The organism is Rhizobium sp. L43 (assembly GCF_002531725.1).
GTDB lineage: Bacteria > Pseudomonadota > Alphaproteobacteria > Rhizobiales > Rhizobiaceae > Rhizobium.
Genome location: NZ_NWSQ01000005.1, coordinates 291,118 through 306,884, shown reverse-complemented (window position 1 = coordinate 306,884; position 15,767 = coordinate 291,118). Strand labels below are relative to the sequence as shown.

The window sequence follows — 15,767 nt, the reverse complement described above, 5'->3', positions numbered from 1 at the left end:
CTGTTATGCGGCCATTCGATTACGGATTATATAGGGCGATTTCTGTTGGCAAAAACCATCATCGAGTTGAAGGGCGCCGATCTGACCCTTGGCAGTGCGGCCGCCTCCGTCCATGTGCTGAAGGGCATCGATCTCGATATCGCGGCCGGCGAATCCGTCGGCATCGTCGGCCCGTCCGGTTCCGGCAAATCCACCCTGCTGATGGTGCTTGCCGGTCTGGAGAAGCTCGACAGCGGCGAAATCAACATCAACGACACGCCGCTCCACGCGCTGAGCGAAGATCAGGTGGCGGATTTCCGCGGCCGCAACATCGGCATCGTCTTCCAGTCCTTCCACCTGATCGCCAATATGACGGCGCTTGAGAACGTCGCCGTGCCGCTGGAACTCGCCAATGTCGGCAACGCCTTCGAGATCGCCCATCGCGAGCTGAATTCGGTCGGCCTCGGTGAACGGCTGAACCATTATCCCGGTCAGCTTTCCGGCGGCGAACAGCAGCGCGTGGCGATCGCCAGGGCGCTCGCCCCCTCGCCCGCTTTGCTGATCGCCGACGAGCCCACCGGTAATCTCGACACCGAGACCGGCCGCCAGATCGCCGACCTTCTGTTCTCCAAGCAGGCCGAACGCGGCATGACCCTGCTTCTCGTCACCCACGACGTCTCGCTTGCAAACCGATGCTCGCGCCAGATTCGCGTCCGTTCCGGCAGGATCGAGGGCGACAGCGCTGCCCGCCGCAGCGAGGCGGCGATCGCATGAGGATCATCACACCGCGCGTGTCGCTCGCTTTTCGCCTGGCGCTGCGCGAGCTGCGCGGCGGCATCCGCGGCTTCTACATTTTCCTGGCCTGCATCGCCCTCGGCACCGGCGCGATCGCTGCCGTCAATTCCGTTTCGCAGTCGATCACCGACACGATCGCCTCACAGGGGCAGGAACTGCTGGCGGGCGACGTCCGCTTCGAGCTCAACAACCGCGAAGCCACGCCTCAGGAGTTGGGTTTCCTCGAAGGCCTGGGCACGGTGTCGGTCTCGACGGGCCTGCGCTCGATGGCCCGCAAGCCTGACGGTTCCGACCAGGCGCTGGTCGAGGTCAAGGCGGTCGACGACGCCTACCCGCTCTACGGCAAGTTCGTCGCCGAGCCGGACTATCCGCTCGCAGCCCTGCTTTCAGGCCAGGGCGGCACCTATGGCGCGGTGGCAGCGCCGCTGCTTCTCGATCGGCTCGGGCTTGCGGTCGGCGACGAATTGCTGCTCGGCAATGTCAAGCTCAGCATAACAGGCACTGTCAAAACCGAGCCGGATGCACTGTCGGAAGGTTTCGGCTTTGCACCGCGCCTGCTGGTCAGCCGCCGGGCGCTTGAAGCCTCAGGGCTCATCCAGACGGGAAGTCTTGTCGAACATGCTTACAAGATCCGGCTCGAAGACAAGGGTCAGATGTCTGGCATCCAGGCGCGCGCCGCCAAGGAATTCCCCTCCGCCGGCTGGGCGGTTCGCACCAGCGACCGTGCCGCACCCTCGCTCACCGAAAACATCACCCGTTTCTCGCAGTTCCTGACGCTGGTCGGCCTCACCGCGCTGATCGTCGGCGGCGTCGGCGTCGCCAATGCCGTGCGCGCCTTCCTCGATGCCAAACGCACCACCATCGCCACCTTCAAATGTCTCGGCGCGCCGGCGCAGGTCGTCGTGCTGATCTATCTCTTCCAGATCGCCATCATCGCGCTTGGCGGCATCCTGATCGGTCTGATCATCGGCGCCCTGTCGCCGATCTTCGCCGCGCAGTTCCTGGCGCAATTCCTGCCGGTCTCGACCACGCCGACCCTTTATCCCGGCGCCCTGCTGCTTGCGACGCTCTTCGGCATCCTGACGACGCCGGCCTTCGCCATCCTGCCGCTCGGCCATGCCCGCGAAGTGCCGGCGACCGCACTCTTTCGCGAGCAGGGCTTCGAAGCCCGCCGCCTGCCGTCCTGGCCCTATATCCTGCTTGCCGCGCTGTTCATGGCCGCTCTCGCCGGCCTCGCCGTCCTCACCGCCTATGACCGCTTCATCGCCTTCGTCTTCGTCGGCGCGATCGTCTTCGCCTTCGTCGTCCTGCGCCTCGTCGCAGCAGCGATCGCCTGGCTTGCGCGCCGCAGCCCGCGCGTCAATTCGCCGGCGCTGCGGCTTGCGATCGGCAACATCCACCGCCCCGGCGCGCTGACGCCCTCGGTTGTGCTCTCGCTCGGCCTTGGCCTGGCGTTGCTGGTGACGCTGACCCTGATCGACGGCAACCTGCGCCAGCAGCTGACCGGCCGCATGAACGAGGGTGCGCCGAACTTCTTCTTCGTCGATATCCAGAGCGCCGAGGTCGACGCCTTCCGCGATCTCGTCCAGGCGCAGGCGCCGCAGGGAAAGCTCGTCGAAGTGCCGATGCTGCGCGGCCGGATCGTCGCCTTCAACGGCGAGGACGTCACCAAGATGGACGTGCCGGCCGCCGGCCGCTGGGTGCTGAACGGCGACCGCGGCATCACCTATGCCAACACTCTGCCTGAAAACGCCGCCCTCACCGAAGGCAGCTGGTGGGACAAGGATTACAGCGGCGAGCCGCTCGTCTCCTTCTCCTCGGAAGAGGCCCATGAACTCGGCCTCAAGATCGGCGACAAGGTCACCGTCAATGTGCTCGGCCGCAATATCACCGCGAAGATCGCCAATCTGCGCCGCGTCCAATGGGAATCGCTGTCGATCAATTTCGTCATGGTTTTCTCGCCGAACACCTTCCGCGGCGCCCCGCATGCCTGGCTGGCGACCCTGACAGATCCCTCCTCGACACCGGCCGAAGAGGCGGCGATCCTGAAATCCGTCACCAACACCTATCCGACGATCACCAGTGTGCGCGTCAAGGATGCGATCGATATCGTCAATCAGCTGGTCGCGCAGCTGGCGACCGCGATCCGCGCCGCCGCCTCCGTCGCCCTCATCGCCTCGATCCTCGTCCTTGCCGGCGCCCTTGCCGCCGGAAACCGGGCGCGCACCCACGATGCGGTGGTGCTGAAGACACTCGGCGCCACCCGCGCCATGCTGATCCGCGCCTTCAGCTACGAATATCTGATCCTCGGGCTTGCGACCGCGATCTTCGCGCTGATCGCCGGCGGCGTCGCCGCCTGGTTCATCGTCGCCCGCATCATGCGCCTGCCCTCGGCCTTTCTGCCCGACGTCGCGGGGCTGACACTGGTGACCGCGCTGGTCCTGACCGTCGGCATCGGCCTGATCGGCACCTGGCGCATCCTCGGGCAGAAAGCGGCACCCGTCTTGCGCGAGCTTTGAGCCGGCAGCGGCACCCAAACCCTTCACCTTACGGCGATTTAACCGGCCGAGCCCTCGCAAGGCTCTTGTTTGCGAGGGGCGAAAGCCTCATATTATCCGCAGGCATGCTGGAGCTCCGCAGCGGCGCCCGGGTCGAAAACCCCGACACCGTATCTCCATCGGAGCTTGTAAGAGGAAACTATGGCTGATCTTCGTAACTATCAAAGCCGCGCTCAGACCGGCGAGATGATTGATCAAGGCCTGCGCGCTTATATGCTCAAGGTCTACAACCTGATGGCGCTGGGTCTGGCGATCACCGGTGTGGCCGCATATCTGTCGTTCCAATTCGCTTTCGCCAACGGCGAACTGACCGCTTTCGGCCAGGCGATCTATGTGAGCCCGCTGAAGTGGGTGGTCATTCTGGCGCCGCTGGCTCTGGTGTTCTTCCTGAGCTTCCGGATCCATAGCATGACGGTGAGCGCCGCCCAGACGACGTTCGCGATCTATGCCGCGCTTGTCGGCCTGTCGCTCTCGTCGATCTTCCTGATCTACACCGGCCAGAGCGTCGTGCAGACCTTCTTCGTCACCGCCGCCTCTTTCGGCGCGCTGTCGCTTTACGGCTACACGACGAAGCGTGACCTGTCGGCGATGGGCTCGTTCCTGATCATGGGTCTCTTCGGCCTGATCATCGCATCGCTGGTCAACATCTTCCTGGCTTCGTCGGCCGTGCAGTTCGCGATCTCGGTGCTCGGCGTTCTGATCTTCGCAGGCCTCACCGCCTACGACACACAGCGGATCAAGGAACTGTACCTGGAAGCCGATGACGTCGCTGTCGCCGGCCGCAAGGCGATCATGGGCGCACTGACGCTCTATCTCGACTTCATCAACCTCTTCATGTTCCTGCTGCAGTTCATGGGCAACCGCAAATAAGCAGGCACACTGAGATCGAAAAGGCGGCTTCGGCCGCCTTTTTTGTTGCGCCGGTTTCGGAGGAGTGGTTTTAGAGAGACCTTGCCTTCCCGATGGACCAGCCACCCAAATGTCCTTCCTCCTGCGTGACGCCTCGCAAGCTGATATCCCCGCCATTGCCGAGATCTATCGCGACTCCGTCCTCAACGGCGTCGCGAGCTATGAGATCGTGCCGCCTTCCGAGGCCGAGATGGCGCAGCGTTTTTCGGCGATCGTCACCCAGCGCTATCCTTATATCGCCGCCGTCGATGCCGACGGAGGCCTGCTCGGCTATGCCTACGCCTCGGCCTTTCGCACGCGCCCCGCCTATCGCTGGATGGTCGAGGATTCGATCTATCTGGCCCCTGAGGCGCGCGGACGCGGCATCGCCAAAGTGTTGATGGCCGAGCTGATCAACCGCTGCACCGATCTCGGTTTCCGTCAAATGACCGCCGTCATCGGCGGTGCCAGCCCTGCCTCGATCGCGCTTCATCTCAAGGCAGGCTTCGTGGAGGTTGGCCTGATGAGGGGCACCGGCTATAAGCACGGCCGCTGGCTCGACACGATGCTCATGCAGCGCGCCCTCGGCGAAGGCATGGCAACCGATCCGGATCCGTCCACCTATCCCGGCACGCTGTTTGCCGGCTGATACCGCCTACTTGTCGACGAGCTTCAGGGCCTTGTCGAACACCTTCAGCACCTGATTCAGCTCGTGACCGCGCTTCAGGATCGTGCCGTGGATATTGATCACCGAATAGGCGCCCTGCTTGGCCGCCATCTTCGGATTTTTCTCGATGCGGAAGAGCGGCATTTCGCCGGAGCGCTTGAAGACGGAGAAGACCGCCTTGTCCTTCAGGTGATCGATCGCGTAGTCGCGCCATTCGCCGTCGCCGACCATGCGGCCGTAGATCCACAGGATCGCGTCCAGTTCGCGCCGATGAAAAGTCACCGGAAGCGGGTCCTTGCTTTGTTTGTATTCCCTGAGATCGACGACGACTGAGGAACTATTGTCGACGGAACGGCTTTCGCCGTGTCGCAAATCCGGCTGATCTGTCATCAGGTCTCCCAAGGCCTCCGCTTGTGACAGGAGAGTGACAGTGTGCCCGACCCGCCGCAAATTGCAAGAGTACCGCCCGTCACATTCGGCCGCACCTGATAGCGCTAACGCTTTCTCCGCAGCGCCGCATTTCAGTCAAAACAGCGCCTCATTTGCAGGAGAATTATGAATCCCCGGTTTGGCGCCAGCGCGCCAAAGGGCCCGGCGGAGCGTATCGACCTTAACCCCAGCCCCGAATACGCTCAGCCGGGCCGCCCGGTACTTCATCCGCAACCGGATGAAATCTCAGATATTTTTTCCAGCCATCACCACAGTCGCGCCAAGGATCGCAGCCGGATCGCCGTTGTCGGTCGCCGATTGTAGCAGGATCGCGCAGCCTTCGAGCTGCGGCCGCTGCAGGACGCTCGCCGGCAGCGTCAGACTGGTCGCTTTGCCGTCCCACATACCGACCGTTTCGACATTGGTGACGCTGTGCAGATAGGACAGCTTCTTCCCGCTGTTCTCGCCTTTTTCGACCTCGATCGTCTTTTCCTTGTCGAAATAGACCATCACGACATTGGCTTTGCCCTGCCCCGCGCCAATCTTGATCTCCAGCTCGTCGCCGCGCATCGCCGCGCTGATCGGGACGGTCAGCCCGTTGCCTTCGCTGCTATAGGTGTCGATCTTGCCGTTGATGCCGTTGAGATCGGCGCCGGCCAGGTGGCCGCGTCCGTTGACGATCGCCTGCGGCGTGTAGACGTTGCTGCGGCCCATCGTCCTGGCATAGCCGTATTGCCGCTCGGTGTTTTCCTTGGAGCTCAGCGTATCGGCCCAGCCGAGATAGTTCCAGTAATCGACATGATAGGCGAGCGCGATGACATCGCCCTGGTTCACCAGCTTCCGGAAAGCCGCATCAGCCGGAGGACAGGAAGAGCAGCCCTGCGCCGTGAACAGTTCGACGACACCTTTCGGCGTGCCGTCTTCGGCCTGTAAGGGGCCCGAGAGAACAACGCCGGCGATCAGCGGAATCAGAAAACGGGGGGACATTCACCTGCACCTCTTTTTCAGCGCCGACGGCGAGTTGGAACCGGAGGCCCTGACATATGAAACGTACGAATAATCCTTCCGGGTCCAAACGAAAAGTCACGAACGGGTGAGACGCGGCGCCACCGGAACCCGTAGAAAACAAATCATCGTGAGCCCACCAAATACTGTCGCCGCAAAAGAAAAGCCGCCGGAAACTGCTCTCCGGCGGCCATTATCAGTCGAGTCTCTTAAAAATCAGGCAGCGAGATCGCGCAGAACCGTCTGCAGGATGCCGCCATTGTTGAGGTAGACCACCTCGTCGAGCGTATCGACGCGCGACAGCAGCGGAACTTCCTTCACGGTGCCGTCGCCATAAGTGATTTTGGCGATCTTCTTCTCGCGCGGCTTGATCTTTTCCAGACCTTCGATGGTGACGAGTTCATCGCCCTTGAGGCCGAGGCTCTGCCAGGTCGTGCCCTCTTCGAAGACGAAGGGAATGATGCCCATGCCGACCAGGTTCGAGCGATGGATGCGCTCGAAGGACTGTGCGACCACCGCCTTGACGCCGAGCAGGTTGGTGCCCTTGGCAGCCCAGTCGCGCGACGAGCCGTTGCCATATTCGACACCGGCGAAGATCACCAGCGGCACGCCCTCGGCCTTGTACTGCATCGCCGCGTCGTAGATCGAGGTCTCATCCTTCGACGGGTAGTGGATGGTGTAGCCGCCTTCCTTGCCGTTCGGGCCGAGCATGTGGTTGCGGATGCGGATATTGGCAAAGGTGCCGCGCATCATCACTTCATGGTTGCCGCGACGCGTACCGTACTGGTTGAAGTCGGCAACGGCGACCTCGTGGCCGAGCAGGTAGGCGCCTGCCGGCGATGCCGCCTTGATCGAACCGGCCGGGGAAATATGGTCGGTGGTGATCTTGTCGCCGAACAGGCCGAGAACGCGGGCGCCCTTGATGTCGGAAACGCCGGAACCCTTCTTGCCCATGCCGACGAAGTAGGGCGGGTTCTGCACATAGGTCGAATTGTCGTCCCAGGCATAGGTCTGGCCCGGCGGGACCTGGACGGCCTGCCAGTTGACGTCGCCCTTGAAGACATCGGCATATTTGCTTTCGTAGAGTTCGCGGGTCACGTATTTCAGGATGAATTCCTGCACCTCCTTCGAGGTCGGCCAGATGTCCTTGAGATAAACGGGGTTACCGCTCTGGTCCTCGCCGATCGGCTCCTTGGTCAGATCCTTCTGCACCGTGCCGGCAAGCGCATAAGCAACGACGAGCGGCGGAGAGGCCAGATAGTTCGCCTGCACGTCAGGCGAGATACGGCCTTCGAAGTTACGGTTGCCCGAGAGCACGCCGGATACGATCAGGCCCTTGTCGTTGATCGTCTTCGAGATCGGCGCCGGCAACGGGCCGGAATTGCCGATGCAGGTGGTGCACCCGAATCCGACGAGGTTGAAGCCGAGCTTGTCGAGATCTGCCTGCAGGCCCGACTTGGCGAGATATTCGCCGACGACTTGGCTTCCCGGTGCCAGCGAGGTCTTCACCCACGGCTTGGTCTTCAGGCCCTTGGCAACGGCGTTGCGGGCAAGAAGGCCGGCGGCGATCAGCACTGACGGGTTGGACGTGTTGGTGCAGGACGTGATGGCAGCGATCGCCACGTCGCCGTGGCCGAGATCGAAGTCGGTGCCTTCAACCGCATAGCGATTGTTGAGCTGGCCGGGCTTCTTGTAATCGGCATCCATGGAGCCGGCAAAACCGGTCGCGATGTTCTCAAGCGAAATGCGGCCTTCCGGACGCTTCGGGCCGGCCATCGACGGCACGACGTCGCTAAGATCGAGTTCCAGCGTGTCGGTGAAGACGAGCTCGGAACCGTCGCCCTCACGCCACATGCCTTGCGCCTTCGAATAGGCTTCGACGAGGGCGATCCGGTCATGCGTGCGGCCGGACATGGTAAGGTAATTGATGGTTTCGCCGTCGACCGGGAAGAAGCCGCAGGTGGCGCCATATTCCGGGCCCATATTGCCGATCGTCGCACGGTCGGCGAGCGGCATATTGTCCATGCCGGGGCCGAAGAATTCGACGAATTTCGAAACGACGCCCTTTTTGCGCAGCATCTGCACGACGGTCAGAACGAGGTCGGTCGCTGTGACGCCTTCCTTGAGCTTGCCGGTCAGCTTGAAGCCGATGACTTCGGGCAGCAGCATCGAGACCGGCTGGCCGAGCATCGCGGCTTCCGCTTCGATCCCGCCCACACCCCAGCCGAGAACGCCGAGACCGTTGATCATCGTCGTGTGGCTGTCTGTGCCGACGCAAGTATCCGGATAGGCGATCGTCTCGCCGTCCTCTTCCTTGGTCCAGACGGTCTGGCCGAGATATTCGAGATTGACCTGATGACAGATACCGGTGCCGGGAGGCACGACGCGGAAATTCTTGAAGGCCTGCTGGCCCCACTTCAGGAAGCGGTAGCGCTCGCCGTTGCGCTGGTATTCCAGCTCGACATTCCTGGCGAAAGCCTGCGGCGTGCCGAATTCGTCGACGATGACGGAGTGGTCGATGACGAGATCGACGGGAACGAGCGGGTTGATCTTCTCGGGGTCGCCGCCGAGCGACACCATCGCGTCGCGCATCGCGGCAAGATCGACGACGGCGGGAACGCCGGTGAAGTCCTGCATCAGCACGCGCGCCGGGCGATAGGCGATCTCGTTTTCGACCGCACCCTTATTATCAAGCCATTCGGCGACGGCCAGGATGTGCTCCTTGGTGACCGACTGGCCGTCTTCGAAGCGCAGCAGGTTTTCGAGAAGCACCTTCATCGAATAGGGAAGCTTCGAGACGCCGGGCAGACCGTTTGCCTCAGCCTTGGGCAGACTGTAATAGACATAGTCTTTCCCGTTCACGGAAAGCGTGGAACGACAATTGAAACTGTCAAGAGATTTAGACACGAGAGACCCCGTTTCTGATAGCCAACACAGTCGTGCGAACGCCTATGCACTTAATGCACATCAGGATGCGGGTACGGCCATTTCCGCTGTCCGCACGTGGAACAGACGCTCCAAGTTCGGCGCAAGGATGAAATTCACGCCGACCGCTGGCGTGGTTGCAGGTCTTATAGATAATTTCCTAAAAACTTGCCATACCCGAACGCAGTCAAAATCGGACATTTTTTGACCCCTCCGGAAGCCGAAACCAGGAAAGACCCGACGTATGCATCTCACCGCCGAAAATTTGGCCGCAAGGCGCGGTGAGGATCTGATTTTCGTTAACATTTCCTTTCACTTGGCAGCCGGCGAGGCGCTTGTGCTGACGGGCAGAAATGGATCGGGAAAGTCCACTTTGCTGCGTGTCGTCGCCGGCCTTCTCAAGCCGGAAAAAGGCACCGTCATCTTCCGCGACGGAGAGGGCCGGAAAGACCGGCATCCGGGCGAAGCCAGCCACTACCTTGGCCATCGAAACGCAATGAAGAATGAACTTACGGTTGCAGAGAATCTGGAATTCTGGCGGGCCTTTCTCGGCCACCCCACTGCCGGCCTCCCGCTTGAAGAAGCCGTTGAGGCCGTCGGCCTCTCGGGGATCACCCACCTTCCCTTCGGCTATCTCTCCGCCGGCCAGCAGCGCCGGATAGCCTTCGCCAAACTGCTCGTCGCCCACCGCCCCGTCTGGATCCTCGACGAACCCACAGCGGCACTCGATGCCAGCGCCGACCGGCTGCTGGCCGAATTGATCACCGCGCATCTGGCACAGGGCGGCATTGTGCTGGCGGCGACGCATCAGCCGCTGGGGCTGGAGAATGTGCAGGAAATGAAGATGACGGGCTTTGCCGGCGTGGATCATGGGGTATGGGGATGATGTTTCTCGGTGTGACTACCCCCCTCTGCCCTGCCGGGCATCTCCCCCACAAGGGGGGAGATCGGCTGGGGTCGCGCTCTTGCTCTAATCAAACGTCGCAGATGGCCGCAGATGCTTGGCGCGTGATCAAGATTTCGCAAAGCCGGTGCATCTTGCCGATCTCCCCCCTTGTGGGGGTCCGAAGGATGGGTCGAGACCTGTGGCTCGACCCCGGGTCCGGCAGGGCAGAGGGGGGTGCCCCGTCCATCGCACACGCAGAGAACCGCCCCGCATGACCGCCCTCTTCCTCCGCGACCTCAAGCTCTCGATCCGCGCCGGCGGCGGTGCGCTGATCGGCGTGCTGTTCTTCCTGACGATCGTCGCCGTCATTCCCTTCGGCGTCGGTCCCGATCTCAAGCTGCTGTCGCGCATCGGCCCCGCCATCGTCTGGATCGGCGCATTGCTTGCCGCCCTTCTCGGCCTCGACCGCCTGTTCCAGGCCGAGCGCGACGACGGATCGCTCGACCTGATGCTGATGCAAGAAACGCCGCTCGTCCTTACCGTGCTGGTCAAATGCCTCGCCCACTGGACGGCCACCAGCCTGCCGCTGGTCATCGCCTCGCCGCTGCTCGGCCTCTTCATGAATATGGACGAGACGGCGATTGCTGCGACCATGCTGACGCTGCTTGTGGGATCGCCGGCCATCACCTTCATTGGCGCAGTCGGGGCCGCCGTCGCCGTGGCGCTGCCCCGCGGCGGCCTGCTGGTCTCGATCCTCGTGCTGCCATTGACCATCCCGGTGCTGATCTTCGGCGTCAGCGCCACCTATGCCGCGGTCGAGGATCCCGCTCCGTTCCTGCCGCCTTTTCTCATCCTGATCGCGCTGACACTCTTCTTTGCCGTCATCGGCCCGGCTGCCGCTGCCCTGGCGCTGCGAAACACGGCGGATTGACCAGCCATTCGATTGCGGGAAAAGCCGGATCAAGGTAAGGAACGGTCATGAATGAAACGAGCCTTGCCATCAGCAAATTCAGCGATCTCGCCAACCCGACGCGGTTTCTGGCGCTGGCGGCGCGCGCCATTCCCTGGCTGGCCGGCATCACCGCCCTCTGTTTTATCGTCGGCCTCTATCTGAGCTTCGCCACCGAAGGCGATTATCAGCAGGGCGAGACCGTGCGCATCATGTATATCCATGTGCCCTCGGCCTGGCTTTCGATGATGTGCTACACGATCATGAGCGTATCGGCGATCGGCACGCTCGTCTGGCGCCATCCGCTGGCCGATGTCTCGGCCAAGGCGGCAGCCCCGCTCGGCGCCGCCTTCACCCTGCTTGCCCTCGTTACCGGCTCGCTCTGGGGCAAGCCGATGTGGGGCACCTGGTGGGTCTGGGATGCGCGGCTGACCTCCGTCTTCATTCTCTTTCTGATCTATCTCGGGCTGATTGCCCTCAGCCGCGCCATCGACGATCCGTCGAAGGCGGCACGCGTCAGCGCCGTGCTGATCCTCGTCGGCTTCGTCAACATCCCGATCATCAAATTCTCCGTGGAATGGTGGAACACGCTGCATCAGTCGGCAAGCGTGCTGCGTCTCGACGGCCCGGCGATCGATCCGGAATTCCTGCGGCCGCTCTTCGTTATGGCGATCGCCTTCACCCTGCTCTTCTTCACCCTGCATATCATGGCGATGAGGAACGAGATCTGGCGCCGCCGCATCGCCGCCCAGCGCCGTCTCGCCGCCCGCATGGCCAGTCGCGAGGAACAGACTTGACGCACGCCTTCTACGTCTACGCCTCCTACGGCTTCGCAGCCCTCGTGACGGTCGCCGCCACGCTCTGGACCTGGGCCGACGGGCGGGGGCGCCGCCGGGAACTCGCGAGCCTCGAAGCCGCCGGCATCCGTCGTCGCTCGGCACGCACTGAGGACGGGCAATGAGCGAGGCGCCGGAAATCCCGACCGGCAAGCCGCGCGGGCGCGGCAGCTTCGTGCTGGCGCTTCTGCCGCTGATCGTCTTCGGCGGCATCGCGGCAACCGCCGCGAAAATGCTCTACGACCAGGATTTCCACGGCAAGAACATCACCGAAATCCCTTCCGCCCTGATCGGCACCAAGGCGCCGACGCTCAACCTTCCGCCGCTCAACGGCGCCAACCTGCCGGCGCTGACCGATGCAGCGATCAGGGGCAAGCTCACCCTCGTCAACGTCTTCGCCTCCTGGTGCGTCCCCTGCCGCGACGAACATCCTGTTTTGAAAGAGCTGGCAAAAGACGGACGGCTGAACATCGTCGCCATCAACTACAAGGACCAGAGCGACAACGCCCTGCGTTTCCTCGGCGAGCTCGGCAATCCCTACCAGGCGATCGGCATCGATCCGAACGGCAAGGCGGCGATCGACTGGGGCGTCTACGGCATTCCGGAAAGCTATCTGGTCGCCCCCGACGGCACGATCCTCTATAAGCGCGTCGGCCCGTTCGACGATGTCAGCCTGAAGGAAGGTCTGTTTCCGGCGATGGAAAAGGCGCTCGGCAAGCCGGTTTCGTAGGCGATTGCTTTACGCAAAACCCCTCCCCAACCCCTCCCCACAAGGGGGAGGGACTAACGCGCTGCGCCAACTGGGGGAAACGTCAGCCTTTCTGCGGATGCAAGGGTGAGATAGAAAACAGCGGGAGCGGCATCCAAGCCCCTCCCCCTTGTGGGGAGGGGTCGGGGAGGGGTCTTAACCACCACACTGCCAGACCTTGATCGCCTCCACCGGCCAGATCAGCATCACCACGTTGAGCGTCAGGTTGTCGCGGATCACATAGCCGGTGAAAATTTCGAAAAAGATGGCGATCGCCACCGTCAGCGCGACCGGCGCGCGCGATGCGAAGAAGAAGCCCACACACATGAAGACGGCGTCCATCGCCGAGTTCAGAATGCTGTCGCCATAATAGTCGAGCGCGATCGTCGCCGTGCGGTAGCGGTCGATGATGAGGGGCGAATTCTCCAGCAGTTCCCAGCCGGATTCGATGAACAGCGCCAGCAGCAGCCGTGCCGCCAGCGGCTTGCGGCGCAGGACGAGATGGCCGAGCCCGTAGAACAGGAAGCCGTGGATGATGTGCGACGGCGTGTACCAGTCCGACAGGTGCTGCGAATTGCCGCTGGTATTGACCCCGCCCTCCCAGAGCTTGACATAACCGCAGGCGCAGATCGGCACGCGGCCCATCAGATATTCGGCGACGATCTGGGCGACCAGCACCGCAAGGCAGGCGACGAACCAGTAGGTCTGGTGTCTCACACGATATTCAGCCTCTGCAGCGCTCACTTCTCGCCGTCCGTTTCTGGAGTGACGCTATGCTTCAGAATGAGCGGCATCTGCGACATGGTGAAGATGAGGGTAATCGGGAGGTTGCCCCAGACCTTGAAGACCACCCAGGCATTGTCCGCCGCTTTCATGTCAGGCTGGTAATACCAGTTGAAGCCGCGCCAGACGACCTCGTTCAGAATCGCACAGAACAGGAAGAAGATCCCCCAGCGGACGGTAAGCTTGCGCCAGCCTTCGGCGTCAAGCTCGAAGGCCGTATTGAATACATAGCCGAGCAATGACTTTCCGAAAACAAGCCCGCCGAGCAACGCGACACCGAAGAGGGCGTTGATGATCGTCGGCTTCATCTTGATGAAGGTCTCGTTCTGCAGATAAATCGCCAGCGCCCCGAAGCTCAACACCACCAGACCGGAGACAAAGGGCATGATCGGGAGATGGCCGAGTACGACTTTCGAGACGATCAGCGAAACAATCGTTGCCAACATGAAAAGGGCGGTGGCGATGAACAGCGGTCCGCCCAATGCGGCAAGGGCCGGAAACTGTACAGCGAGCCACTCGGCGCGCAGATTGGCGAAGAAGAAGATCAGCAGCGGCCCGAGTTCCAGCGCCAGCTTCAGCAGCGGATGATGCCGGTCGGCCGCGGATGGGGTGATATCACTTTCGGTGCTCATGCCTTCTTCAAACCTGTTCTTCCTGGAAACCTGCGGGCCGGCCGTGCCTTGCAGGCTTTCGGCGGCATATCTGTGGCATCATTGCCCAAGCCCGGCAATGGCATGCGCGAAATCCTCGGCCTCGAACGGCTCCAGATCCTCGACACCCTCGCCGACGCCGATGAAATAGACCGGCAGCTTGTGCTTGGCGGAGATGGCAACAAGAATGCCGCCGCGCGCCGTGCCGTCGAGCTTTGTCATGATCAGCCCGTTGACGCCGGCAACATTGCGGAAGATCTCGACCTGGCTCAGCGCATTCTGCCCGGTGGTGGCGTCGAGCGTCTGCAGCACGGTGTGCGGCGCATCGGGATCGAGCTTGCCGAGCACGCGCACGATCTTTTCGAGTTCGGCCATCAGCTCGGCCTTGTTCTGCAGGCGGCCGGCCGTATCGACGATCAGCACGTCGCATTTTTTTGCCTTCGCCTGCTCGAAGGCGTCATAGGCAAGACCGGCCGCATCGGCGCCGAGCTTGGTGCCGATGAATTCGGAATTGGTCCGCTCAGCCCAGATCTTCAGCTGCTCGATCGCCGCCGCACGGAAAGTATCGCCGGCGGCCAGCATCACCTTCAGCCCGGCGCCGGAAAGCTTTGCCGCCAGCTTGCCGATCGTCGTCGTCTTGCCGGTGCCGTTGACGCCGACGACGAGGATGACATGCGGCTTGTGCGAGAGGTCGAGCTGCAGCGGCTTCGCGACCGGCTTCAGCACCTTGGCGATTTCGGACGCCATGATCCGGCTGACATCCTCGCCGGTCACATCCTTGCCGTAGCGCTCCGAAGCCAGCGTGTCGGTGACGCGCAACGCGGTCTCGACGCCGAGATCGGCCTGGATCAGCAGATCTTCGAGATCCTGCAGTGTCTCGTCATCGAGCTTGCGCTTGGTGAAGAGCGCGGTGATCTGGCCGGTCAGCTGCGAGGAGGTGCGTGCAAGGCCGTTGCGCAGGCGCTGGAACCAGCTGAGTTTTGGCTGCAGGACAACCGGAGCCGGCTCTACGACCCGTGGGCCGGTGGCGAAGCCTTTTGGGAGAATGGGAGAGCCGGTCTCCGGTTCTGCCGCGGTCGTTTCGGAGGGCTCGGCGGGTGCGATACCCCCCTCTGCCCTGCCGGGCATCTCCCCCACAAGTGGGGAGATTGGCTGGAAGGGCGAATCCAGCCCCGCATCATCCTCAGCCGGAATCTCTTCCGGAAGCTTTTCGACGATCTCTTCGAGGTCAGCCGGCTGTTCTAGCGCTCCGGTCTCCACAGGATCTCCCGCCTCGTGGGGGAGATGTCCCAGAGGGACAGAAGCGGGTATTTCCGCAACGGTTTCGGCGACCGCCTGGATTTCAGTCTCCGCCTCTGCTGCTGCCTCGGCTTCCAGCAACGAAAGCGGTACGACACCCATATCGCTCAGTTGGTCCGCAGCTGGCAGGATTGAGGGTTCGACATCATCTTCAGCAACAGGTGCTTCGACCCCGCCCTCGTCAATATCGGCAGCCGGCCCGCCGGCCGTATCCATTTCCTCGGCCAGCACCGGATCGTCAGCAACCGGCAGATCTTCGTCGCGTGAACGTGGCTCCAGCTCCTTTTCCACGACCTCAGGCACAGGCTCTTCAGCCGGCTTGCCGAAGGTGAAGACCTTTTTGATGAAACTGAGCGCCATGGGGATTCCG

Annotated in this window: 15 protein-coding genes; 9 read left to right on the top strand and 6 right to left on the bottom strand. The window is 62.4% G+C overall.

From position 1 onward, the window contains the following. Window positions 1-45 precede the first annotated feature (45 nt). From CO667_RS08530 to CO667_RS08515, 4 genes are all read left to right on the top strand, one after another. The gene (locus CO667_RS08530; RefSeq protein WP_097617955.1) at window positions 46-753 is read left to right on the top strand and encodes an ABC transporter ATP-binding protein; all 708 of its coding nucleotides are present in this window, start codon (window positions 46-48) and stop codon (window positions 751-753) included. Continuing rightward, a complete protein-coding gene (locus CO667_RS08525; RefSeq protein ID WP_097617954.1) occupies window positions 750-3,293 on the top strand; it encodes an ABC transporter permease in 2,544 nt (847 codons plus the stop codon). The genes CO667_RS08530 and CO667_RS08525 overlap by 4 nt, the downstream gene beginning before the upstream one ends. Before the next feature lie 180 nt (window positions 3,294-3,473). Beyond that, entirely contained in the window at window positions 3,474-4,202 is a 729-nt protein-coding gene (locus CO667_RS08520; protein WP_097617953.1) for a Bax inhibitor-1/YccA family protein, read from the top strand. A gap of 109 nt (window positions 4,203-4,311) precedes the next feature. Then, entirely contained in the window at window positions 4,312-4,869 is a 558-nt protein-coding gene (locus tag CO667_RS08515; protein ID WP_097617952.1) for a GNAT family N-acetyltransferase, read from the top strand. 6 nt (window positions 4,870-4,875) lie between these two features. Here the strand turns inward: CO667_RS08515 and CO667_RS08510 are convergent, their stop codons facing one another. The 3 genes from CO667_RS08510 to acnA all read right to left on the bottom strand — a co-directional run bounded on the left by CO667_RS08510 (window position 4,876) and on the right by acnA (window position 9,228). After that, window positions 4,876-5,277: a DUF2794 domain-containing protein gene (locus CO667_RS08510; RefSeq protein WP_097617951.1), complete on the bottom strand. Its 402-nt coding sequence runs from the start codon at window positions 5,275-5,277 to the stop codon at window positions 4,876-4,878. A gap of 285 nt (window positions 5,278-5,562) precedes the next feature. Beyond that, the gene (locus tag CO667_RS08505; protein ID WP_097617950.1) at window positions 5,563-6,303 is read right to left on the bottom strand and encodes a thioredoxin family protein; all 741 of its coding nucleotides are present in this window, start codon (window positions 6,301-6,303) and stop codon (window positions 5,563-5,565) included. 234 nt (window positions 6,304-6,537) lie between these two features. Further along, window positions 6,538-9,228: an aconitate hydratase AcnA gene (gene acnA, locus CO667_RS08500; protein WP_097617949.1), complete on the bottom strand. Its 2,691-nt coding sequence runs from the start codon at window positions 9,226-9,228 to the stop codon at window positions 6,538-6,540. Between the two features lie 262 nt (window positions 9,229-9,490). Between acnA and ccmA the strand changes: the two genes are divergently transcribed. The 5 genes from ccmA to CO667_RS08470 all read left to right on the top strand — a co-directional run bounded on the left by ccmA (window position 9,491) and on the right by CO667_RS08470 (window position 12,647). Beyond that, window positions 9,491-10,132 carry a heme ABC exporter ATP-binding protein CcmA gene (gene ccmA / locus CO667_RS08495; protein ID WP_097617948.1) on the top strand — a complete coding sequence of 214 codons (642 nt, stop codon included), beginning with the start codon at window positions 9,491-9,493 and terminating at the stop codon, window positions 10,130-10,132. A gap of 271 nt (window positions 10,133-10,403) precedes the next feature. Next, window positions 10,404-11,063, top strand: coding sequence for a heme exporter protein CcmB (gene ccmB / locus CO667_RS08485; RefSeq protein ID WP_097617946.1), 660 nt, complete (start codon window positions 10,404-10,406; stop codon window positions 11,061-11,063). A gap of 47 nt (window positions 11,064-11,110) precedes the next feature. Further along, on the top strand, window positions 11,111-11,878 hold the full coding sequence (locus tag CO667_RS08480; protein WP_097617945.1) for a heme ABC transporter permease: 768 nt from the start codon (window positions 11,111-11,113) through the stop codon (window positions 11,876-11,878). Further along, on the top strand, window positions 11,875-12,042 hold the full coding sequence (ccmD, locus tag CO667_RS08475) for a heme exporter protein CcmD (RefSeq protein WP_097617944.1): 168 nt from the start codon (window positions 11,875-11,877) through the stop codon (window positions 12,040-12,042). Before CO667_RS08480 ends, ccmD begins: the two co-directional genes overlap by 4 nt. Then, complete coding sequence (locus CO667_RS08470) at window positions 12,039-12,647, top strand: DsbE family thiol:disulfide interchange protein (protein WP_097617943.1); 609 nt, start codon at window positions 12,039-12,041, stop codon at window positions 12,645-12,647. Before ccmD ends, CO667_RS08470 begins: the two co-directional genes overlap by 4 nt. Window positions 12,648-12,821: 174 nt before the next feature. Here the strand turns inward: CO667_RS08470 and CO667_RS08465 are convergent, their stop codons facing one another. From CO667_RS08465 to ftsY, 3 genes are all read right to left on the bottom strand, one after another. After that, a complete protein-coding gene (locus tag CO667_RS08465) occupies window positions 12,822-13,409 on the bottom strand; it encodes a DUF2585 domain-containing protein (RefSeq protein WP_097617942.1) in 588 nt (195 codons plus the stop codon). Continuing rightward, window positions 13,406-14,080 carry a septation protein A gene (locus CO667_RS08460; RefSeq protein WP_097617941.1) on the bottom strand — a complete coding sequence of 225 codons (675 nt, stop codon included), beginning with the start codon at window positions 14,078-14,080 and terminating at the stop codon, window positions 13,406-13,408. Before CO667_RS08460 ends, CO667_RS08465 begins: the two co-directional genes overlap by 4 nt. Window positions 14,081-14,158: 78 nt before the next feature. Then, window positions 14,159-15,757: a signal recognition particle-docking protein FtsY gene (ftsY, locus tag CO667_RS08455; protein ID WP_097617940.1), complete on the bottom strand. Its 1,599-nt coding sequence runs from the start codon at window positions 15,755-15,757 to the stop codon at window positions 14,159-14,161. Window positions 15,758-15,767 lie beyond the last annotated feature (10 nt).